The sequence below is a fragment of the Rhizobium sp. KDH_Rht_773_N genome, assembly GCF_052946295.1.
Window position 1 is genome coordinate 2,046,911 of the sequence record NZ_CM129525.1, and the last position, 19,176, is coordinate 2,066,086.

At 61.0% G+C, this 19,176-nt stretch carries 23 protein-coding genes; 8 read left to right on the forward strand and 15 right to left on the reverse strand.

What is annotated here, in order from left to right:
- Positions 1-132 precede the first annotated feature (132 nt).
- Together ACU8HS_RS10220 and ACU8HS_RS10225 are read left to right on the forward strand one after the other, a co-directional pair.
- Positions 133-681, forward strand: coding sequence for a L,D-transpeptidase family protein (locus tag ACU8HS_RS10220; RefSeq protein ID WP_447015844.1), 549 nt, complete (start codon positions 133-135; stop codon positions 679-681).
- A 146-nt stretch (positions 682-827) separates the two neighbouring features.
- Positions 828-1,658: an aldo/keto reductase gene (locus ACU8HS_RS10225; RefSeq protein ID WP_447015845.1), complete on the forward strand. Its 831-nt coding sequence runs from the start codon at positions 828-830 to the stop codon at positions 1,656-1,658.
- Positions 1,659-1,715: 57 nt separating this feature from the next.
- Here the strand turns inward: ACU8HS_RS10225 and ACU8HS_RS10230 are convergent, their stop codons facing one another.
- The 10 genes from ACU8HS_RS10230 to ffh all read right to left on the reverse strand — a co-directional run bounded on the left by ACU8HS_RS10230 (position 1,716) and on the right by ffh (position 10,220).
- Complete coding sequence (locus ACU8HS_RS10230; RefSeq protein WP_447015846.1) at positions 1,716-2,096, reverse strand: cell surface protein; 381 nt, start codon at positions 2,094-2,096, stop codon at positions 1,716-1,718.
- Between the two features lie 228 nt (positions 2,097-2,324).
- A complete protein-coding gene (gene leuC / locus ACU8HS_RS10235) occupies positions 2,325-3,734 on the reverse strand; it encodes a 3-isopropylmalate dehydratase large subunit (protein ID WP_112702652.1) in 1,410 nt (469 codons plus the stop codon).
- A 242-nt stretch (positions 3,735-3,976) separates the two neighbouring features.
- Complete coding sequence (locus ACU8HS_RS10240; protein ID WP_377314756.1) at positions 3,977-4,795, reverse strand: amino acid ABC transporter permease; 819 nt, start codon at positions 4,793-4,795, stop codon at positions 3,977-3,979.
- 18 nt (positions 4,796-4,813) lie between these two features.
- Complete coding sequence (locus tag ACU8HS_RS10245) at positions 4,814-5,611, reverse strand: basic amino acid ABC transporter substrate-binding protein (protein ID WP_112564480.1); 798 nt, start codon at positions 5,609-5,611, stop codon at positions 4,814-4,816.
- Positions 5,612-5,757: 146 nt separating this feature from the next.
- Entirely contained in the window at positions 5,758-6,294 is a 537-nt protein-coding gene (gene rplS, locus ACU8HS_RS10250; protein WP_112564482.1) for a 50S ribosomal protein L19, read from the reverse strand.
- A 198-nt stretch (positions 6,295-6,492) separates the two neighbouring features.
- Entirely contained in the window at positions 6,493-7,194 is a 702-nt protein-coding gene (gene trmD, locus ACU8HS_RS10255) for a tRNA (guanosine(37)-N1)-methyltransferase TrmD (RefSeq protein ID WP_112564484.1), read from the reverse strand.
- 5 nt (positions 7,195-7,199) lie between these two features.
- Positions 7,200-7,769, reverse strand: coding sequence for a ribosome maturation factor RimM (gene rimM, locus ACU8HS_RS10260; protein ID WP_112564529.1), 570 nt, complete (start codon positions 7,767-7,769; stop codon positions 7,200-7,202).
- Between the two features lie 125 nt (positions 7,770-7,894).
- The gene (gene rpsP / locus ACU8HS_RS10265; RefSeq protein ID WP_112564486.1) at positions 7,895-8,263 is read right to left on the reverse strand and encodes a 30S ribosomal protein S16; all 369 of its coding nucleotides are present in this window, start codon (positions 8,261-8,263) and stop codon (positions 7,895-7,897) included.
- 48 nt (positions 8,264-8,311) lie between these two features.
- A complete protein-coding gene (locus tag ACU8HS_RS10270; protein ID WP_112564488.1) occupies positions 8,312-8,620 on the reverse strand; it encodes a chorismate mutase in 309 nt (102 codons plus the stop codon).
- Positions 8,621-8,636: 16 nt separating this feature from the next.
- Positions 8,637-10,220: a signal recognition particle protein gene (ffh, locus tag ACU8HS_RS10275; RefSeq protein ID WP_112564490.1), complete on the reverse strand. Its 1,584-nt coding sequence runs from the start codon at positions 10,218-10,220 to the stop codon at positions 8,637-8,639.
- A 487-nt stretch (positions 10,221-10,707) separates the two neighbouring features.
- Between ffh and ACU8HS_RS10280 the strand changes: the two genes are divergently transcribed.
- The 6 genes from ACU8HS_RS10280 to ACU8HS_RS10305 all read left to right on the forward strand — a co-directional run bounded on the left by ACU8HS_RS10280 (position 10,708) and on the right by ACU8HS_RS10305 (position 16,049).
- Positions 10,708-10,932, forward strand: coding sequence for a hypothetical protein (locus ACU8HS_RS10280; RefSeq protein WP_112702644.1), 225 nt, complete (start codon positions 10,708-10,710; stop codon positions 10,930-10,932).
- 200 nt (positions 10,933-11,132) lie between these two features.
- A complete protein-coding gene (gene dapF / locus ACU8HS_RS10285; RefSeq protein WP_112702643.1) occupies positions 11,133-12,035 on the forward strand; it encodes a diaminopimelate epimerase in 903 nt (300 codons plus the stop codon).
- Positions 12,032-13,306, forward strand: coding sequence for a tRNA (N(6)-L-threonylcarbamoyladenosine(37)-C(2))-methylthiotransferase MtaB (gene mtaB, locus ACU8HS_RS10290; RefSeq protein ID WP_113413247.1), 1,275 nt, complete (start codon positions 12,032-12,034; stop codon positions 13,304-13,306). The genes dapF and mtaB overlap by 4 nt, the downstream gene beginning before the upstream one ends.
- A 15-nt stretch (positions 13,307-13,321) precedes the next feature.
- On the forward strand, positions 13,322-14,761 hold the full coding sequence (gene ftsY / locus ACU8HS_RS10295) for a signal recognition particle-docking protein FtsY (RefSeq protein WP_113413248.1): 1,440 nt from the start codon (positions 13,322-13,324) through the stop codon (positions 14,759-14,761).
- Between the two features lie 59 nt (positions 14,762-14,820).
- Complete coding sequence (locus ACU8HS_RS10300; RefSeq protein WP_112564502.1) at positions 14,821-15,465, forward strand: septation protein A; 645 nt, start codon at positions 14,821-14,823, stop codon at positions 15,463-15,465.
- The gene (locus tag ACU8HS_RS10305) at positions 15,462-16,049 is read left to right on the forward strand and encodes a DUF2585 domain-containing protein (protein WP_112757062.1); all 588 of its coding nucleotides are present in this window, start codon (positions 15,462-15,464) and stop codon (positions 16,047-16,049) included. The genes ACU8HS_RS10300 and ACU8HS_RS10305 overlap by 4 nt, the downstream gene beginning before the upstream one ends.
- Positions 16,050-16,109: 60 nt before the next feature.
- Here the strand turns inward: ACU8HS_RS10305 and ACU8HS_RS10310 are convergent, their stop codons facing one another.
- The 5 genes from ACU8HS_RS10310 to ccmA are packed head-to-tail and all read right to left on the reverse strand — an operon-like array spanning position 16,110 to position 18,998.
- On the reverse strand, positions 16,110-16,718 hold the full coding sequence (locus ACU8HS_RS10310; protein ID WP_113413249.1) for a DsbE family thiol:disulfide interchange protein: 609 nt from the start codon (positions 16,716-16,718) through the stop codon (positions 16,110-16,112).
- Positions 16,715-16,885: a heme exporter protein CcmD gene (ccmD, locus tag ACU8HS_RS10315; protein WP_113413250.1), complete on the reverse strand. Its 171-nt coding sequence runs from the start codon at positions 16,883-16,885 to the stop codon at positions 16,715-16,717. The genes ACU8HS_RS10310 and ccmD overlap by 4 nt, the downstream gene beginning before the upstream one ends.
- Before the next feature lie 2 nt (positions 16,886-16,887).
- Complete coding sequence (locus tag ACU8HS_RS10320; protein WP_112757068.1) at positions 16,888-17,649, reverse strand: heme ABC transporter permease; 762 nt, start codon at positions 17,647-17,649, stop codon at positions 16,888-16,890.
- A gap of 48 nt (positions 17,650-17,697) precedes the next feature.
- Complete coding sequence (gene ccmB / locus ACU8HS_RS10325) at positions 17,698-18,357, reverse strand: heme exporter protein CcmB (RefSeq protein ID WP_112564512.1); 660 nt, start codon at positions 18,355-18,357, stop codon at positions 17,698-17,700.
- Positions 18,354-18,998 (reverse strand): heme ABC exporter ATP-binding protein CcmA, encoded by a 645-nt coding sequence (gene ccmA / locus ACU8HS_RS10330; RefSeq protein WP_113413251.1) that lies wholly within the window; start codon positions 18,996-18,998, stop codon positions 18,354-18,356. The genes ccmB and ccmA overlap by 4 nt, the downstream gene beginning before the upstream one ends.
- Positions 18,999-19,176: the final 178 nt, after the last annotated feature.

A 19,176-nucleotide genomic window follows, 5' to 3' on the forward strand; every position in this document is an offset into this window, starting at 1 on the left:
GTCCTTGCGTTCTGTCAGATACTTCCTACGCCAAATTCCACATTTGGCAAGGATTGGCGGTCTGCGGTTGCCGTCTCGGGGTTCATATGGTTTCAATCGAAGCCTAAGGCAATTCAAGAACATGCGAGAAAAATGGAAAAAGCAAGGCGAGAGCGAAATGGCCGGCCCTCAACGCTCGTGGTACGTGCCGCTCCAGGCAGAAAGAGCAGGGCCATCGTGCGTTTTGGTCCGCTTACCCTTATGGCCGCGATCGGCCGGAGCGGCCGCACGGTGGTAAAACGGGAAGGCGACGGCGCAACGCCGATCGCCGCCATGCGGCTGCTCCACGGTTTTCGTCGTGGCGAACGCAACGGGCATCTCCCGACAACCCTTTCCGTCAGGCGCATCCGGCCTGATATGCTGTGGTGCGATCAGCCCACCGATGCGAATTACAACAGGCTGGTCAAGGCGCCGTTCAAGCCGAGCCACGAGGAGATGAAACGGAAGGACGGGCTTTACGATATATGCCTGGTTCTCGACTGGAACGTGACGTCCCGGGTGCGCAATCGCGGCTCGGCGATCTTCCTCCATCTCATCCGCCCCGGTTATGAGCCGACCGCCGGCTGTGTCGCCGTCAGCGCCCGCGACATGCGCCGTATCCTGCCCTTCCTCAGAAAGGGAACGATCGTCCGCGTTCTCTGATTGTATTGCCGGCTGCGTGTCCTATATGGATTTTCGACCGGATGCGCGGGCTGCAATGCATCCAAGGAAAGCCGCTTCGCGGCTTCAATTCATGCCCTATTCAATTCGTGTCTTTGGCCAATCCTTTAAACTTCCGGAGATATATTGTGACCACTCAACCCATCATTACTTTCCACGACGGACATTCCATTCCCCAGGTGGGTCTCGGCGTCTGGCAGACGCCGCAGGAAATCGCGGCGCCGACCGTGCGTGCAGCGCTTGCCGCCGGCTATCGCCACATCGACACGGCGTCCGGCTATGACAACGAAGAGGGCGTCGGCGAAGGCATCCGCTCCTCCGGCATCGACCGCAAGGACATCTTCGTCACCACCAAGCTGCGCAATACGGACCAGGGCTATGACAATGCGTTGCGCGCCTTCGAGATCAGCCTGAAGAAGCTCGGCAGCGATTATATCGATCTCTACCTCATCCACTGGCCGTCGCCGCATCGCGGCCTCTATCGCGAAACCTGGAAGGCTTTCGTGCGCCTGCGCGAAGAGGGCCGCGTGCGCTCTATCGGCGTGTCGAATTTCTATCCCGACCATCTCGACCACATCGTCGGCGATACGAGTGTGGTTCCGGTGATCAACCAGATCGAGCTGCATCCGGACTTTCAGCAGAAGACCGCGCAGGAAGCACATAAGAAGCTGAACATCGTCACCGAATCCTGGAGTCCGCTCGGCCAGGGCCGCTTCATTTCCAATCCGGTCATCGGACAGATTGCCGCCAAGCACGGCAAGACCCCGGCGCAGGCCATCATTCGCTGGCACATCGATACCGGCCTCGTCGTCATTCCGAAGTCGGTTACGCCCTCGCGTATCGAGGAGAACTTCAATGTCTTCGATTTCAAGCTGGACAGCGAAGACATGGCTGCGATCGCCAAGCTCGACAGCGCCGGCGCCCGCATGGGTCCGGACCCCTATACCGCGACCTTCTAGGTCCCGGACAGGATGACCCTCTCCTCGCCCTTGAGGGTCATCCAATGCTGCAGACGATCAATAATTGCAGCTCGAGCCGCTCCCTGGATTGAAACGGAGACTGCAGTCCATATCGAGGGGACGCTTCCTGTCCATATGATAGGGCATGGGTCGGGCGAGCGGGGCCGGCGCGCCGATCGAGCCGGTCGTCTCCGATGAAGCGAAGGCCTTGGCAGGGTACCAGTAGCCGTCCGGCCCCTGGCGATATCCTTCACGCGGGCTCTGGTAGCCACGATAGCCGTTCCAGCTGTGCTCTTGCGCAGCGACCTGCCGGACAATGCGGGCTGTTTCAGGCGATGCGCCCATGTGCAGCGGCGCCGCAAGGGTGGCATTGGCTGGCGCGAGGCAGAGGGCTGCACCGAAGGCAATCGGCAAGCGCTTGATCAGTGTCTTGTTCATAGCTCTTCTCCGTCGACATCATTGAAGACCCTCCCTTTCCGGCTGAATCCGGGCCAAACGGCAGGCGTCGCCTCGTTAACGGATGAGCGGGCGAAAAGAGGCAAGCGAATTGGACACTGTGTCGAATTTCATCCAGGTGTCACAAAGGATACCATCGTTATGCCCTTGAAACAAACAGCCCGGTGCCATGGAGCACCGGGCTGTTTCAAGCTGACTATGCGAGAGAGGTCAGTTCCACTCGCGGATATCGACAAAGTGGCCGGCAATCGCGGCCGCGGCGGCCATGGCCGGCGAGACGAGATGCGTGCGGCCCTTGAAGCCCTGACGGCCTTCGAAGTTGCGGTTCGAGGTCGAAGCGCAGCGCTCGCCCGGCTTCAGCCGGTCGTCATTCATGGCGAGGCACATGGAGCAGCCCGGCTCGCGCCAGTCGAAGCCCGCGGCCTTGAAGATCTTGTCGAGGCCTTCGGCTTCCGCCTGTTCCTTCACGAGGCCGGAGCCCGGAACGATCATGGCGTTGACGGTCGAGGCAACGGTCTTGCCTTCGACGACCTTGGCGGCGGCGCGCAAGTCTTCGATACGGCCGTTGGTGCAGGAACCGATGAAGACGCGGTCGATGGCGATATCGGTCATCTTCGTGCCGGGCTTCAGGCCCATATAGTCAAGCGCGCGCCACTTGGAGGCACGCTTCGTCTCGTCCTGGATTTCGTCCGGGTTCGGCACGATGCCCTGAACTGAGACGACGTCTTCGGGCGAGGAGCCCCAGGAGACGATCGGCGGCAGATCGGCGGCGTTGAGCTTGACGACGCGGTCGAAATGCGCGCCTTCGTCGGATTTCAGCGTCTTCCAGTAGGCGATTGCCTGTTCCAGCGCTTCGCCCTTCGGCGCGCGCGGCTTGCCCTTGATATATTCGAAGGTGATTTCGTCGGGCGCGATCAGGCCGGCGCGGGCGCCGCCTTCGATCGACATGTTGCAGATCGTCATGCGGCCTTCCATCGACAGCGAGCGGATCGCCTCGCCGGCATATTCGATGACATAGCCGGTGCCGCCGGCGGTGCCGATCTCGCCGATGATGGCGAGAACGATATCCTTGGCGGTGACACCAGGCGGCAGCTGGCCGTCGACCTGCACCAGCATGTTCTTCGCTTTCTTCTGGATCAGCGTCTGGGTAGCGAGAACGTGCTCGACCTCGGACGTGCCGATACCATGGGCAAGCGAGCCGAAGGCGCCGTGCGTGGAAGTGTGGCTGTCGCCGCAGACGATCGTCATGCCCGGCAGGGTGAAGCCCTGTTCCGGTCCGATGATGTGGACGATGCCCTGGCGCTTGTCACTCTCGGAGTAATATTCGACGTTGAACTCGGCGGCGTTCTTGGCGAGCTGTTCGACCTGGATGCGGCTTTCCTCATTCTTGATGCCGAGGTGGCGGTCGGCGGAGGTCGGAACGTTGTGGTCGACGACGGCAAGCGTCTTTTCCGGGGCGCGAACCTTGCGGCCGGACATGCGCAGGCCCTCGAAAGCCTGCGGCGAGGTGACTTCATGGACCAGATGGCGGTCGATGTAGAGAAGACAGGTGCCGTCTTCCTGCTCGTCGACCAGATGGTCGGCCCAGATCTTGTCGTAAAGGGTACGCGGTGCGCTCATGGCTAATGTCCGTTTGGCTGGAGCATGGAATTTGAGGATGTGGCGGACAGGCTCCGCCGGCCGTCATTCGATCAACGAAGTCGGCTGTTGAGCGCACCGGAAACGGACGCAAAGAAACGTGCCGGCAGGCGGTAATGGTCCTGCAGCACGAAAATATGCGCACCGATGCATCTGAACTTGGATTCCATGGCGCTGGATATAGCGATTTTTGATCGAAACGGCAATTCGAATCGTAAGGCGCCCTAGCGTCGCGGCATCTGTTTCATTCTCTTCTCGATCCGCCGCAGGACGAGCGACAGGCCGATCGTCAGGATCAGGTAGATATAGGTGACGATCGAATAGGTTTCGAAGAAGCGGAAGGAGCCGGAAGCGTAGACCTTGCCCATCTGGGTGATGTCGGCGACTCCGAGGACGGAGACGAGGGACGAATCCTTCACCATCGAAACGAAGTCGTTGGAGAGCGGCGGGAAGATCACCCGGATTGCCTGCGGGAAGACGACAAGGCGGAAGCGGCGGTAGCGGGAGAGGCCGAGCGACTTGGCCGCCTCGATCTGGCCGATGTCGACCGATTGAAAGCCGGCGCGGAAGATTTCGGCGATGAAGGAGGAATAGCCGATCATCAGGGCGATGATGGCGCGCCACATCAGCGACAGGTCGCGCACCAGGATCGGCTCTGTGATGCCGGCCTTCACCAGGGGCGTTATTGCAAAATTATAGGCAGCGACAAAACCCGGCGCGCCGACGAAGGCGATGTAGAAGAGCAGCACCAGGATCGGGATGCCCCTGATAATCTCGATATAGAAGCGGGCGATCTGGCGTAAGACGATGCTGTCGGAGAGGCCAAGCAGCGCGATGCCGAGGCCAAGCACCGTTGCCAGAACGAAGGCGACGAGTGTCACGAATACGGTCACGCCAACGCCATTGACGACGGTCCGGAAGACCTGCGCGTAAATGTCGTTGGTGACGATGACAACAGCGAGGACGATGCCGATCAGAACAAGGACGGCCAGCCACCAGGGGCGGTCGTCCTTCTCGTGTCGCGGGGATGGTTGTGGCGCCATCTGCGATCGCTCGGACGTTTATTCGCCCATCTTGTAGTCGAGGAACCACTTCTTGTTCAGTGCGTCGAACGTGCCGTCCGCCTTCAGGTCGGCAATGGCGGCGTTGACGGGGGCAACGAGATCGGAACCCTTGGGGAAGATGAAGCCGAAGTCCTCGGTACCGAGCGGTTCGCCGACAACCTTCAGCCCGCCATTCGAGGAATCGACATAACCCTTGGCGGCAACGCTGTCGGTCAGGACGAGATCGACATCGCCGGTTTTCAGAGCCTGGACGGTTGCGCCGAAGGTCTCGAAGAGCTTGATGCGCGGGTTCTGTTCGTTGCCGTCGAGGATTTCGTAAACCGCAGTATAGAAGGGCGAGGTGCCCGGCTGGGCGCCGATCAGGCCATCCTTGAGTTCCGCGAAACTCTTGGCGTCGGTGAAGCGGCCTTCGTCACCGCGCACCAGCATGAACTGCTGCGAGCGCATATAGGGGTCAGAGAAGTCGACCTTCTGCTTGCGGTCGTCCTTGATGGTGATGCCGGTCATGCCGATATTGTACTGGCCGTCCGACACGGCCTGGATCATCGCGTCCCAGCTGGTGTTCTGGTATTCGACCTTGAAGTTCAGCCGCTTGGCGATTTCGTTCATCGCGTCATATTCCCAGCCGATCGCCTTGCCGGACTTGGGATCGACGAATTGCAGCGGCGGATAGGCGTTCTCCGTCACCACGACGACGGTCTTGCCGCCGAGATCCGGCAGGCCGGCGGCAAAGGCTGTGAGCGGCGAAAGCATAACGGCCGTCAGGCCGGCAAGAACGGTGCGGCGAAAGAACATGGTGTGGCTCCCCAATATTTGCATGGCAGAATTGTCATGGAACCTGCTGATATGGCAAGGCTGCAAGCGCCGTCGGGCGACGCAAAAAAGAAAAGGCGGCCCAAAGACCGCCTTTTCCATGCAATGATTTTCGCTTTCGCGAGAGCTTATTCAGCCGAACCTTCAGCAGCGGCTGCAGCTTCTGCTGCGGCCTTTGCTTCGGCGGCTTCTGCTGCTGCCTTTTCGGCGGCGAGAGCCTGAGCTGCGGCGACCTTCTCAGCTTCGATCCGTGCCTTTTCGTCGGCAACGGCCTGGCGCTCGGCATCGTTGAGCTTGCGGGCGCGGGTGCCGGTGTTCTCGACGATACGAGCCGACTTGCCGCGACGGTCGCGCAGGTAGTAGAGCTTGGCGCGACGGACCTTACCGCGGCGAACGACTTCGACGCTTTCGATCAGCGGCGAGTAGACGGGGAACACGCGCTCGACGCCTTCGCCGTAGGAGATCTTGCGGACCGTGAAGTTTTCCTGCAGGCCGCCGCCGGAACGGGCGATGCAGACGCCTTCATAGGCCTGAACGCGGGTACGGTTGCCTTCCGTGACCTTCACGTTGACGCGGACGGTGTCGCCCGGGGAGAATTCGGGAAGCGTGCGCTTGGCTTCGATCTTGGCGGCCTGTTCGGCCTCAAGCTGCTGAATGATGTTCATCGTCTAAACCTTTGGTTCTTCTGAAACAGCCAGAGCGCTCACATTGTCCTTCGGTCTGTGCCTCCGGAGTTTGCCCTTGCAGGCGGGAGCGGATTCGCCATTCTTTGTTTGCTGGCAGACGGGGCGAGCCCCATTTCCGCGTGCGCCATTACACGAAAGAGTCCTGCTTGTCATCCCTTGGACGGCAAATTTGTGAAATCAGCCGTCTTTTCCGGCCTTGCGTGCGGCAAGAAGATCGGGGCGCCTTTCCTTCGTCAGGGCCACGGCCTGTTCGTGGCGCCATTTCTCGATCGCTCCGTGATTGCCGGATGTCAGGATCGCCGGAATCTCGCGGCCTTCCCATTCCTGCGGGCGCGTGTAGTGGGGATGTTCCAGCAGCCCGCCTTCAAAACTTTCATGCAGACCGGAGAGATCGTTGCCCATGACGCCCGGCAAGATGCGGACGATCGCGTCGAGCAGGATCAAAGCCGCCGGCTCGCCGCCAGAGAGAACGTAGTCGCCGATCGAGACTTCCTCGAGTCCACGCGCCTCGATGACGCGCTGATCGACGCCCTCGAAACGGCCGCAGACGATAATCACGCCTTCGCCGGCTGCGACCTGGCGTACACGTTCCTGCGTCAGCGGCTTGCCGCGGGGGCTCATCAGCAGGCGCGGGCGGGTGTCGTTTTCACTGGCGCTGTCGATCGCGCGGGCAAGCACGTCAGGCTTCAGCACCATGCCGGCGCCGCCGCCGGCGGGCGTATCGTCGACGGTGCGATGTTTGTCTGTCGCGAAATCGCGGATCTGCACGGTGTCGAGCGACCATTGCCCGCGCTCGGCTGCCTTGCCGGCGAGCGAAAAGCCAAGATGGCCCGGAAACATTTCCGGGTAGAGTGTCAGCACGGTCGCCCGGAAAGCCATGGCGTCTACTTCTTTTTCTTCGGCTTGCCCGGCGTCAGGCCCTTGAGATCATCGGGATCGTCGATCAGGCCGGCGGCGAGCGGATCGATCAGCAGCTTGCCCGCCTCAAGGTCGATTTCCAGCACGGAGGTTTCCGAGAAGGGAATAAGGACCGGCCGCTTGCCCGGGCCTTTGAGCTCCAGCAGATCGCCGGCGCCAAAATCGAAGACGCCGGTGACGGTGCCGTAGCTCACGCCCTGGTCGTCATAGGCTTCAAGCCCCTCAAGGTCGGCATAGAAGAACTCGTCGTCCTCAAGTTCCTCATCCGGCAGGTTGTCGCGCTCGATATAAAGTTCCAGGCCGTTCAGCGCCTCGGCGGCGTTGCGGTCGTTGATGCCGCGGAAGCGGACCACAACCATGTTCTTCATTTCGCGCAGCTCGAGAATTTCGAAAGCGCGTCCATCCATGCTGTGCAGGTGGCCATAGTCGCCGAGCGCGGTCGGATCGGCCGTGTAGGCCTTCACACGCACCTCGCCGCGAATGCCCTGCGCGCCGCCGATGGTCGCCATCAGCACGGGGTTTTCAAGCTTGGTCATGGGTTCCTTCATTCGAACGCAGGCAGAAGCCGAGATCACGCTTCTCATAAACGAAGTGCAGAAGAATGGAAACGAAAACGGGCGGCATGTCGCCATGCCGCCCGCTCAGATGAAGTCGAAACCGATTATTCGGCGGAAGCAGCAGCTTCAGCGGCGTCGGCAGCCTTCTGGGCTTTCTCGGCAGCGCGTTCCTGAGCCTTCTTGCCCGGCTTTGCCTTTTCCGGGTTGTTGCGGGCTTCGCGCTTGGAGATGCCGGCTTCGTCGAGGAAGCGCAGGACACGGTCGGTCGGCAGGGCGCCCTTGTCGAGCCAGTGCTTGATGCGCTCGCCGTTCAGCTGAACGCGCTTTTCGTCGTCCTTGGCGAGCATCGGGTTCCAGGAACCGAGGTTCTCGAGGAAGCGGCCGTCGCGCGGGCTGCGGGCATCGGCGAGAACGACGTGGTAGTACGGGCGCTTCTTGGAACCACCGCGTGCGAGACGAATTTTCAGTGCCATTTTCTTACTCCTTAGGCTTTTCTTGACCGCTCCGTGGGGCGGTATCGTTCATTGTGCTGCGGCGTGGTCCGCAGCGATCTGCTCATGATGCCGGATGACTTCCTTGATGATGAAGTTCAGGAACTTCTCGGCGAAATCCGGGTCCAGATGCGCGTCTTCGGCAAGCTGACGAAGGCGGGCGATCTGGTATTCCTCGCGCGCCGGATCGGCCGGCGGCAGATTGTATTTTGCCTTCAGCACGCCGACCTCCTTGGTGCAGCGGAAACGTTCGGCAAGAACATGCACAAGGGCCGCATCGATATTGTCGATCGACTGGCGATACTTGGCGAGCTGGGCTTTGACGTCTGGATCAATCATGGGGCAGGCGATCCTTTCACTTCTTCTTGGGCAATCCGGGCAGCCCCGGGAAACCACCACCAAGGCCCGGCAGCTTTGCGCCGCCAAGACCGGGCAATCCGCCCGGCAGGCCTCCGCCTAGACCGGGCAAACCCCCACCCGGCTTTCCGAGACCCGCGGCTTCGGCCTGCTTCTGCAGGGCCTCCAGCTGCTTCGGGTCGATATTGGAGAGATCGGGCATACCGCCCATGCCGCCGAGGCCCCCCAGCCCCATCTTGCCGGCAAGGCCGCCCATCATCTGCTTCATCAGGCCGCCTTTGCCCTTGCCGCCCATCATCTTCATCATGTCCGCCATCTGGCGATGCATCTTGAGAAGCTTGTTGATGTCGGCGGCATCGGTGCCGGAGCCGGCGGCAATGCGCTTCTTGCGCGAATGCTTGAGAAGGTCGGGATTGGAGCGCTCGGCCTTGGTCATCGAGGAGATGATGGCGAGCTGGCGCTTGAACAAGCGGTCGTCGAGGCCGGCGGCAGCCATCTTGTCCTTCATGCCGGCCATGCCGGGCATCAGGCCCATGATGCCACCCATGCCGCCCATCTTCTGCATCTGCTTCAGCTGGTCGGCGAGGTCGTTCAGGTCGAACTTGCCCTTGGCCATCTTGGCGGCCATGGCGGCCGCCTTTTCGGCGTCGATATTTTCGGCGGCCTTTTCGACGAGCGAAACGATGTCGCCCATGCCAAGGATGCGGTCGGCGATGCGGCGGGGATGGAATTCTTCCAGCTCGCCCATGCGTTCGCCGACACCGATCAGCTTGATCGGCTTGCCGGTCACGGCGCGCATGGAGAGAGCAGCACCGCCGCGGCCGTCGCCGTCCATACGGGTCAGCACGAGGCCGGTAATGCCGACGCGCTCATCGAAATTGCGGGCGAGGTTGACGGCGTCCTGACCGGTCAGGCTGTCGGCAACCAGCAGGATTTCGTGCGGGTTCGACTTCTTCTTGATGTCGGCCATTTCGACCATCAAGGGCTCGTCGATGTGGGTGCGGCCGGCGGTGTCGAGAATGACCACGTCATGGCCGCCGAGCTTGGCAGCCTGAACGGCGCGGGCGGCGATGTCGGTCGGCGACTGGCCGGCAATGATCGGCAGCGTGTCGATATTGGCCTGGGCGCCGAGCTGGCGAAGCTGCTCCTGTGCGGCCGGACGTCGCGTGTCGAGCGATGCCATGAGCACCTTCTTCTTCTCGCGCGTCGTCAGCCGGTTGGCGATCTTTGCCGTCGTCGTCGTCTTACCGGAACCCTGCAGGCCGACCATCATGATGACGACGGGGGCGGCGGCGCGCAGGTCGACGCCGACGCCTTCGCCGCCGAGCATCTCGATCAGCTCGTCATGGACGATCTTGACGACCATCTGGCCGGGCTTGATCGACTTCAGGATCTCGGCGCCGACGGCCTTTTCGCGGACGCGATCGGTGAAGGAGCGAACGACCTCAAGCGAAACGTCGGCTTCCAGAAGCGCGCGGCGAACCTCCCGCAGCGCCGCGGAAACATCACTTTCCGAAAGCGCGCCACGGCCTGTCAGTCCATTCAGGATGGAACCAAGACGGTCCTGGAGGTTCTCAAACATCGGCTCTTCCTTGATAACGTTTCGGGGAATTTTGGGATGTCCGAAACGTCGTGCTTTTCCTTGACGAAAACAAGACGCAAAGCCAAAAAGCACCCGAGGGCGCAACGCGCTGTCGGGTGTTGACCTCCGGAATCGATGTCCCGGTCGGCGGCTCGGAGTCTGTTACTCGTCGCAGATTGGGCGCGATAAACAGGAAAGCAGCAGGAAAGTCAAGGCGAATACGCTTGACAGCGCCGTCGTGCACTTTTCGAAGGTTGCGGAACTGCAGGCCATGTCGATATGCGGCCGGTTACGGCAGTGCTAGTACATATTTATATATACTAACATTAAAGTTTTAAAACGTCCGGTATTCCGAGTTTTAAAGATGAATATTTCGATCGGCGTGTCAAATTTCCTGAAAAGTCCAGTTGCAAAATATTCCGCTTCTGATTCTACTTCATACTTAAGTACATCCTGTAAAATGATTCGTGAATATCCTTGATGCCGAATGAATCGGCGGAGATATCAAATGTTAAACCCGGATATCGAAAGCTGGGCGCTGGCGCGCGCGCACGCTATCGTACTGAATGAAGGCCTGAACCTGGCGAAGGCGGCGCAGGATCTGGATCGCAAACGGTCCCGTCTGCTGGTCTACGAGTTGCGAAAGGTGATCACCGCCGCCATCGTCGAAGCCCATGCGGCGTCTCTCGGTCCCGAGGGCAGTCTGCGATAAATCCACATAGATCCGATGCGAAGCGCGTGAGGGGATGCTCGACAGTATCCGCATGTCGATAGTTCCGCATGGCGCAGCCATGCATTCCCCCGTTTTTACCGGGCATGGCTTCGTCGGCAGAAGGGCAGAAGGTTCTTCTCCCACTGGTAATCCGCGGGCATTTCCGCCATATACAGCCGGAATGCAGCAGGAACAGTCAGATGAGCAACACGGTCGAATTCGCGAAGATGAACGGGCTTGGCAACAAGATCCTGGTTGTCGATATGCGCGGTCGGACCGACAAGGTGACGCCGCAGGCCGCGATCGCGCTTAACGCGGATGGCGAGACGCAGTTCGATCAGATCATGGCAATCCATGATCCGAAGGCCCACGGCACCGACGCCTATATCGATATCCTGAACTGCGACGGCTCCAGGGCGCAGTCCTGTGGCAACGGTACGCGTTGCGTCGTGCAGGCTCTGGCCGCCGAGACCGGCAGGAAAGCTTTTACCTTCCAGACGGTCGCCGGCATCCTGAACGCGGTCGAGCATGAGGACGGTACGATCTCCGTCGACATGGGCAGGCCGGTTTTTGAATGGAACCGTATTCCGCTTGCCGAGGAGTTTCACGACACAAGCCGCATCGAGCTGCAGATCGGGCCGATCGACAATCCGGTGCTGCATTCTCCTTCGGCCATGTCCATGGGCAACCCGCATGCGATCTTCTGGGTCGACCGCGATCCGATGAGCTTCGATCTCGAACGCTTTGGTCCGCTGCTGGAAAACCACCCGATCTTCCCGGAAAAGGCCAATATCACGCTGGCGCAGGTCATCTCGAATTCAGCTTTGCGCACGCGCACGTGGGAGCGTGGTGCGGGCCTGACGCTCGCCTGCGGATCGGCTGCCTGCGCTTCTGCCGTCAGTGCCGCCCGCACCGGCCGTACCGGCCGCAAGGTGACAATCGATGTCGCGTCCAGCCCGGTCCGCCAGCCCTTGACCATCGAGTGGCGCGAGGACGACCATGTGGTCATGACCGGTCCGGCAGAATGGGAATGGTCCGGCAGCGTCAACCCTTCTACCGGCGCCTGGTCGCGCGATTCCGCACCTGGAGCGGAAGCGCGGTGAGCGGCGTCGAGGTCATCACCTTCGGCTGCCGTCTCAATACCTATGAATCCGAAGTCATGAGATCGCAGGCGGAAGCGGCCGGGCTCAACAATGCCATTCTGGTCAATACCTGCGCCGTCACCGGCGAGGCCGTGCGCCAGGCCCGCCAGGCGATCCGCCGCGCGCGGCGCGACAATCCGCATGCCCGCATCATCGTCACCGGCTGTGCCGCCCAGACCGAAAAGGAAACCTTTGCCGAGATGGCCGAGGTTGACGCCGTGCTCGGCAACGAAGAGAAACTGAAGGCTGCCTCCTATCGCGCGCTTCCGGATTTCGGCGTTTCGGCGGAAGAGAAGCTGCGCGTCAACGATATCATGAGCGTGCGCCATACCGCGCCGCAAATGGTCAGGCATATCGACGGCCACGTGCGGGCCTTTATCCAGGTGCAGAACGGATGCGACCATCGCTGCACCTTCTGCATCATTCCCTACGGCCGCGGCAATTCGCGTTCCGTGCCGATGGGTGCTGTGGTCGATCAGGCGCGCAATCTCGTCGAAAGCGGCTATCGCGAAATCGTGCTGACCGGCGTCGATGCCACGAGTTACGGCGCAGACCTTCCCGGCGAGCCGACGCTTGGGCTGCTCGCAAAGACATTGCTCAAGCAGGTGCCGGATATCCGCCGGCTGCGGCTGTCTTCCATCGACAGTATCGAGGCCGATCGCCATCTCATGGACCTCATCGCTGACGAGCCGCGTTTCATGCCGCATCTGCATCTGTCGCTGCAGCATGGCGACGATATGATCCTGAAGCGCATGAAACGCCGTCACCTGCGGGCGGATGCGTTGCGCTTCATCGAGGACGTGCGCCGGTTGCGGCCGCAGATCAGCTTCGGCGCGGACATGATTGCCGGCTTCCCGACGGAGACCGAGGACATGTTTGCGAATGCGGTACGGCTGGCGGAAGAGGCCGACATCGCGCACCTGCACGTCTTTCCCTACAGCCCTCGGTCCGGCACGCCTGCCGCACGCATGCCGCAACTCGACCGGTCCCTGATCAAGGACCGTGCCGCGCGCCTGCGCGCCACTGGACAGATGCTGCACCGGCGCCATCTGGACAAGATGGTCGGAACGCGGCAATGGCTGCTGGTAGAAAACAACGGTCTTGCCCATACGGAAAATTTCACGCTTGTCGCCACCCCCGGTCTTCGTCCGCGCGAGATTGTCGAAGCGACGATATCAGGCCACAACGGCAAGCATCTCGACATGCAATTGACGGCTGCCGCGGCGGCCTGACTTCACGGACAGCTCATGGCGCTCAGTTTCATCAAAAAGGTGTTCACCTTCGGCAAGCCGGCGAAAGAGCCTGTGCCGGAAGCCGTGGAAAGGGAACTGGAGCCGCGCTCGCGCGACAAAGACCTGCCGGTTGCCGACGATCCTGTCCTTGCCGAGGAGATGGATACGGCCGGCGGACCTGCGGCGGATATCCAGCGGGATGGTGCGGCTGAGGCGGAGCCTGTCGATCCCGAGCCCGTGGAGGTTGAGCCGGAATTGCTCCCGGCCCCCGATGAACTGGGTGACATGGGCGTGGTGCCATTGTCGCTGCTGGAAGCCGAGGCCGAGGCCGAGGGAAGCCAGACTATCCCTGTTGCCGCCAGTGACGACGAAGCAGCTGCGGAGACAGCCGAAACGCCGCTTGAGGAAATTCCGCCTGCAACTTCGGCCGAGGTGGAAGACGATGTTTCGGAGTCCGCTGCCGAGCCCGTTCTTCCCAAAGGCTTCGCCACCGGACCTGTCGTGGAAGCCGAACCCGTGGTCGTGCCGCCGCCGAGACTTTCCTGGTTCCAGCGGCTGCGTGACGGGCTGGCGCGCACCTCTTCCCAGCTTACGGGCCAGATCACCGCGCTCTTTACCAAGCGCAAGCTCGATGACGATACGCTGCAGGATCTCGAAGATCTGCTGATCCAGGCTGATCTCGGCGTCGAGACGGCGATGCGCGTTACCGACACGCTCGCGTCCGAGCGCTACGGAAAGGATGTTACCGGCGAAGACGTCAGTCGCATCATGGCGGGCGAAATCGCCAAGGTTCTGAAACCCGTCGCCAAGCCTTTGCAGCTCGATCTCTCGCACAAGCCGCATGTCATCCTCGTTGTCGGCGTCAATGGTACCGGCAAGACGACCACGATCGGCAAGCTGGCGGCGAAACTTTCCGGCTCCGGTCTCAAGGTGATGCTGGCGGCGGGCGATACATTCCGCGCGGCGGCCATCGAGCAGCTGAAGATCTGGGCCGAGCGCACCAGGTCCGAATTTATCGGCACCAAGCTCGGTGCGGATGCGGCGGGCCTTGCCTACGATGCGTTCGAGCAGGCGAAAGCCAAAAAATGCGACGTGCTGATCATCGACACGGCCGGCCGCCTGCAGAACAAGGCAGAGCTGATGGCCGAACTCGAGAAGATCGTGCGTGTGCTCGGCAAGCTCGACCCGGATGCGCCGCACACCGTCCTCCAGACACTCGATGCGACAACCGGGCAGAACGCACTCAATCAGGTGGAAATCTTCCGCAATGTTGCCGGTGTCAGCGGGCTCGTCATGACCAAGCTTGACGGCACTGCGCGCGGCGGCATCCTGGTGGCGATATCCGCCAAGCACAAGCTGCCGGTTTATTTCATCGGGGTCGGAGAAGGGGTCGACGATCTCGAACCGTTCGAGGCCGAGGATTTTGCGCAGGCTATTGCCGGCATCGGCCAGTGATGCCACAGATTAGCCGTTGATGGCTTGCATGCATTGCAAAAAAGCAGGTTTGAAAAAGCATGACGACTGAAAGCGATATTACTCCCAGCGCCGCAGACCGGCATCATCCGCTTTTGAAACTGGCGCTGGAGCTGGGCCCGCTTCTGGTCTTCTTCTTTGCCAATCTGCGTGGCGAATGGCTGGTTGCGCGCTTTCCGGCATTGGCCGAACTCGGAGGCCCGCTCTTCGTGGCGACCGGGCTGTTCATGGCTGCGACCATCGTCTCGCTCCTGGTCTCCAAGATCGTGCTTGGGCATTTGCCGATCATGCCTTTTGTTTCCGGCATCGTCGTATTGATCTTCGGTTCGTTGTCGATCTGGCTCCAGAACGAGACCTTCATCAAGATGAAGCCGACGATCGTCAATGCGCTCTTCGGCTTCGCGCTGCTCGGAGGCCTTGCCTTCGGCAAATCGCTGCTCGGCTATGTCTTCAACGCTGCCTTCCAGCTTGATGCCGAAGGCTGGCGCAAGCTGACGATCCGCTGGGGCATCTTCTTCCTGTTCCTCGCGGTGCTGAACGAAGTCGTCTGGCGCAATTTCTCGGACAATTTCTGGATCGCCTTCAAGGTCTGGGGCACGATGCCGATCACCATCATCTTCACAATGGCGCAGATGCCGCTGGTGCTGAAGCACAGCATTCCCACCGAGGCTGAAAGCGAGAAGTGACAGTCATCGACGACGCAGACCGGTCACGGCATCGGATTTTCTGGTTTTCCGCTTGCTTCGCAGTGCTGATCGTCCAGATCGTTTTCGAATATTGGATGGGCCGGGTGCCGATCTGCACGTGCGGTTATGTCAAGCTCTGGGAAGGCACGGTCAATTCCAGCGGCAATTCCCAGCATCTGTCCGACTGGTACACGCCGTCCCACATCATCCACGGCTTCCTGTTTTACGGGCTCACGCATCTTCTGCTTCGCGGCAAGCCGATTGCGGCGCGCTTGCTTCTGGCCGTGCTGATCGAGTCCGGCTGGGAGCTTCTGGAAAATTCGCCTGTGATCATCGACCGCTACCGCACGGCGACGATCTCGCTCGACTATTACGGCGACAGCATCATCAATTCAGCCATGGATACGATCTTCATGGCCGTCGGTTTCTTTTTCGCCTGGCGCGCGCCAGTGGCGCTGACGGTGGCGATCGCGATCTTCTTCGAAATTTTCACGGGCTACATGATCCGGGACAATTTGACGCTCAACGTGCTGATGCTGATCTGGCCGGTCGAGGCGATCAAGGTCTGGCAGGGCGGCGCCTAAAGCAATTCCGGCAAAAGTGTTCGGCGATTTACGTCCGGAACTGCGTGAATCCAGATAAATTCAAGAGACCGGCTTGCCCAATACCTTTTCCATTGCCGGGAAGAGGCCTTCCTTCAGGCTGATATCGTCGAAGGGGCCGACACGCTTGTAGATGATCGTGCCGTCGGGGGCGACGAGATAGCTTTCGGGAATACCGTAGACGCCCCAGTCGATCGCCGCCTTGCCGTTGGGGTCGACGCCGATCGCGTGATAGGGATTGCCGAGTTCGCCAAGGAAGCGCAGCGCGTTCTCGCTTTTGTCCTTGTAGTTGATCGCGACGATGTTCAGCCGTCCGTCTTGCGCCAGCTGCTTGAGAACGGGGTGTTCGTCGCGGCAGGGGATGCACCATGAGGCGAAGACATTGACGAGCGTGAGCTTGCCCTTGACGGTCTCATCCGTCAGTGCCGGCAGGTTGGAGCCTTCGAGCGCCGGCAGGTTCAGCGACGGCGCTTTCGTGCCGATCAGCGCGGAAGGGATTTCGGCGATGTTCTTGCCGTGGAAATCCTGGTCGTAAAGCATTTTAGCCGCCGTTGCGGCAATGCCGCCGAAGACGACAAGCGGAATCAGCGCGGCAATATAACGGCTGAGGCCGCGGCTCTTCGGCCGATTTTCTTGCGGAGCGTCAATCATTCGCTATCCTTGGGTCGGGCGGAACGGCGGCGAATACCGGCCGCCTCGAGCGCTGCCAGTTCCTTCCGGCGGGCACGTCCGTCAGCCCAGGTCCAGAGCGTCACCGCAATGGTGACGATGGCGGCGAAACCATAGGAGCCGTAGACGTAGAAAGCGTAGGAACCCATCCCTAGTCCTCGCGGCTTGCCATGCGGGCGGCCATCCGGCGCTGGGAAGCGATGCGGCGGCGCCAGATCTCGTTTCTCATCGCCATCAGATGCAGCGTGAAGAAGAGCAGGGTGAAGGCGGTCGCCATGACCAGCAGCGGGCGCAGGAATTCCGGATCGATCGCCGGACCGCCGAGGCGCAGCACGCTCGCCGATTGATGCAGCGTGTTCCACCAGTCGACCGAAAACTTGATGATCGGAATGTTGACGAAGCCGACCAGGATGAGGACGGCGGTCACGCGTGCCGCCTTGGAGGGCTCGTCCATGGCGCGGTTCAGCGCGATCAGTCCGAGATACATCAGGAAGAGAATGAAGACGGAGGTCAGGCGTGCATCCCAGACCCACCAGGTGCCCCACATGGGCTTGCCCCAGAGCGAGCCGGTGACGAGCGCAAGCAGGGTGAAGGCGGCGCCGAGCGGGGCTGCGGCCTTGGCCGACACATCTGCCAGCGGATGGCGCCAGACAAGCGTGCCGATCGCCGAAATGCTCATGATCGTGTAGCACATCATGGAGAGCCAGGCGGAGGGCACGTGCACATACATGATGCGCACCGTTTCACCCTGCTGGTAATCTCCTTCCGTCGAGAAGCTCAGATAGAGCCCGACGATAAAACAGAGGGCCGTGATGCCCGCGAGCCAGGGAATGACGCGCGATGCCAGCGCCAGGAACCGCGTCGGGTTGGCGAGATCACTGAATTTGCTGATGGCAAGGCTCGTTTCGCTCATATCCGCTTCCTTACCTTGATCCGCCGGAGGCCGCAATCGAAGCGCCAATCAATCCGCCGTGTTTCTCAGGGCCAGCGCCGCAGCCGCCGGGCCGATGACGGCGAAGAACAGGGTCAGGGCAATGAGGATCAGAAACGGGGGCAGGAAGGGCGACGGTCCGACGACCGCCGCATAGGTGGCGCTGACGCCGAAGATCAGAACCGGGATCGTCAGCGGCAGGATCAGGACGGAGACAAGCAGGCCGCCGCGCGGCAGCGCGACGGCAACGGCCGCGCCGACCGCGCCAATGAAGGTAATCGCCGGCGAACCGACCAGAAGTGTGAGCATGGTGGCGCCGATCGCCGTCTCGTTCATGTTCATGAAAAGGCCGAGCAAGGGGGAAGCGACGACGAGCGGCAGGCTGGTCGCCGTCCAATGCGCGGCGCATTTGACAAGCACGGTCAGCACCAGCGGCGTCTCCTGCATGAGCATCAGGTCGAGCGAACCGTCGTCGCGCTCGGCCTGGAACAGGCGGTCGAGCCCGAGAAGGGCGGCAAGCAGCGCCCCGATCCAGACGATCGCAGGGCCGATGCGCGAAAGAAGCGCAAGATCGGGGCCAACGCCGAAGGGAATAACGGCGACGACCGTCAGAAAGAAGAGGATGCCGATCAGTGCACCGCCGCCCGCGCGGATGGAAAGCCTGAGGTCGCGAAGGAAGAGGGCGGTCATCCCCAGACTCCATGCTCGACGCCGGCAAAACCGGTCATGCGCAATTCTCCGGCGTTTTCGAGCCCGAGCGGCTGATGCGTCGCGGCAATCACAATGCCGCCACCCCTGCGATGCCCTTCGATTAGGCTCGCAAACAGGCGGTCGGCGCTGGCATCGAGTGCCGCTGTCGGTTCGTCCAGGATCCAGACCGGGCGATGTGCGACCAGAAGCTTGGCGAAGGCAAAGCGGCGCTGCTGACCGGCGGAGAGATAGCCGAAGGGCAGGTGAGTGATGCCGGGCAGGCCGACGGCGGCCGCAGCCTCTTCGGTGCTCAGGCCGGAGGTCTTGTCGGAGCCAAGGAAGGATCGCCAGAATTCCAGGTTCTCTGCAACCGTAAGTTCATTCTTCATTGCGTTGCGATGACCAAGGTAGTGGCTCGCTTCGGCTGCCGGACGGCTTTCGGCATTCCCCGAATCAGAGAATGTGACGGAGCCCTTTTCGGGCCTCAAAAGGCCCGCCACTACGCGCAGCAAAGTGGACTTTCCCGATCCGTTTTTACCCGTCAGGATCAGTGCCTCGCCGGCCTGCAAGCTAAAGGAAACGTTAACGAAAATCAGATCTTCCCCGCGCCGGGCAGCCAGATTCTCAGCGGTAAGATGCATGCATCGGCTCTTTCTTCATTGGCGCTTTCGGCGGGATCAAAAAATGTCCAATTTTGACCTTTGGTGCTATGGCAAGTCTTTACGAAATTATCTATAAGACCTGCAACCACGCCAGCGGTCGGCGTGAATTTCATCCTTGCGCCGAACTTGGGGTCTTCTCCTCACGTGCGGACAGCGG

Excerpts from the sequence above, each read along its gene's own strand:
- ACU8HS_RS10220 (WP_447015844.1), top strand. The coding sequence starts at position 133 with ATGGAAAAAGCAAGGCGAGAGCGAAATGGCCGGCCCTCAACGCTCGTG.
- ACU8HS_RS10230 (WP_447015846.1), bottom strand. The coding sequence starts at position 2,096 with ATGAACAAGACACTGATCAAGCGCTTGCCGATTGCCTTCGGTGCAGCC.
- leuC (WP_112702652.1), bottom strand. The coding sequence starts at position 3,734 with ATGAGCGCACCGCGTACCCTTTACGACAAGATCTGGGCCGACCATCTG.
- ACU8HS_RS10240 (WP_377314756.1), bottom strand. The coding sequence starts at position 4,795 with ATGGCGCCACAACCATCCCCGCGACACGAGAAGGACGACCGCCCCTGG.
- ACU8HS_RS10245 (WP_112564480.1), bottom strand. The coding sequence starts at position 5,611 with ATGTTCTTTCGCCGCACCGTTCTTGCCGGCCTGACGGCCGTTATGCTT.
- rplS (WP_112564482.1), bottom strand. The coding sequence starts at position 6,294 with ATGAACATCATTCAGCAGCTTGAGGCCGAACAGGCCGCCAAGATCGAA.
- trmD (WP_112564484.1), bottom strand. The coding sequence starts at position 7,194 with ATGGCTTTCCGGGCGACCGTGCTGACACTCTACCCGGAAATGTTTCCG.
- rimM (WP_112564529.1), bottom strand. The coding sequence starts at position 7,769 with ATGACCAAGCTTGAAAACCCCGTGCTGATGGCGACCATCGGCGGCGCG.
- rpsP (WP_112564486.1), bottom strand. The coding sequence starts at position 8,263 with ATGGCACTGAAAATTCGTCTCGCACGCGGTGGTTCCAAGAAGCGCCCG.
- ACU8HS_RS10270 (WP_112564488.1), bottom strand. The coding sequence starts at position 8,620 with ATGATTGATCCAGACGTCAAAGCCCAGCTCGCCAAGTATCGCCAGTCG.
- ffh (WP_112564490.1), bottom strand. The coding sequence starts at position 10,220 with ATGTTTGAGAACCTCCAGGACCGTCTTGGTTCCATCCTGAATGGACTG.
- ACU8HS_RS10280 (WP_112702644.1), top strand. The coding sequence starts at position 10,708 with ATGAATCGGCGGAGATATCAAATGTTAAACCCGGATATCGAAAGCTGG.
- dapF (WP_112702643.1), top strand. The coding sequence starts at position 11,133 with ATGAGCAACACGGTCGAATTCGCGAAGATGAACGGGCTTGGCAACAAG.
- ftsY (WP_113413248.1), top strand. The coding sequence starts at position 13,322 with ATGGCGCTCAGTTTCATCAAAAAGGTGTTCACCTTCGGCAAGCCGGCG.
- ACU8HS_RS10300 (WP_112564502.1), top strand. The coding sequence starts at position 14,821 with ATGACGACTGAAAGCGATATTACTCCCAGCGCCGCAGACCGGCATCAT.
- ACU8HS_RS10310 (WP_113413249.1), bottom strand. The coding sequence starts at position 16,718 with ATGATTGACGCTCCGCAAGAAAATCGGCCGAAGAGCCGCGGCCTCAGC.
- ccmD (WP_113413250.1), bottom strand. The coding sequence starts at position 16,885 with ATGGGTTCCTACGCTTTCTACGTCTACGGCTCCTATGGTTTCGCCGCC.
- ACU8HS_RS10320 (WP_112757068.1), bottom strand. The coding sequence starts at position 17,649 with ATGAGCGAAACGAGCCTTGCCATCAGCAAATTCAGTGATCTCGCCAAC.
- ccmB (WP_112564512.1), bottom strand. The coding sequence starts at position 18,357 with ATGACCGCCCTCTTCCTTCGCGACCTCAGGCTTTCCATCCGCGCGGGC.
- ccmA (WP_113413251.1), bottom strand. The coding sequence starts at position 18,998 with ATGCATCTTACCGCTGAGAATCTGGCTGCCCGGCGCGGGGAAGATCTG.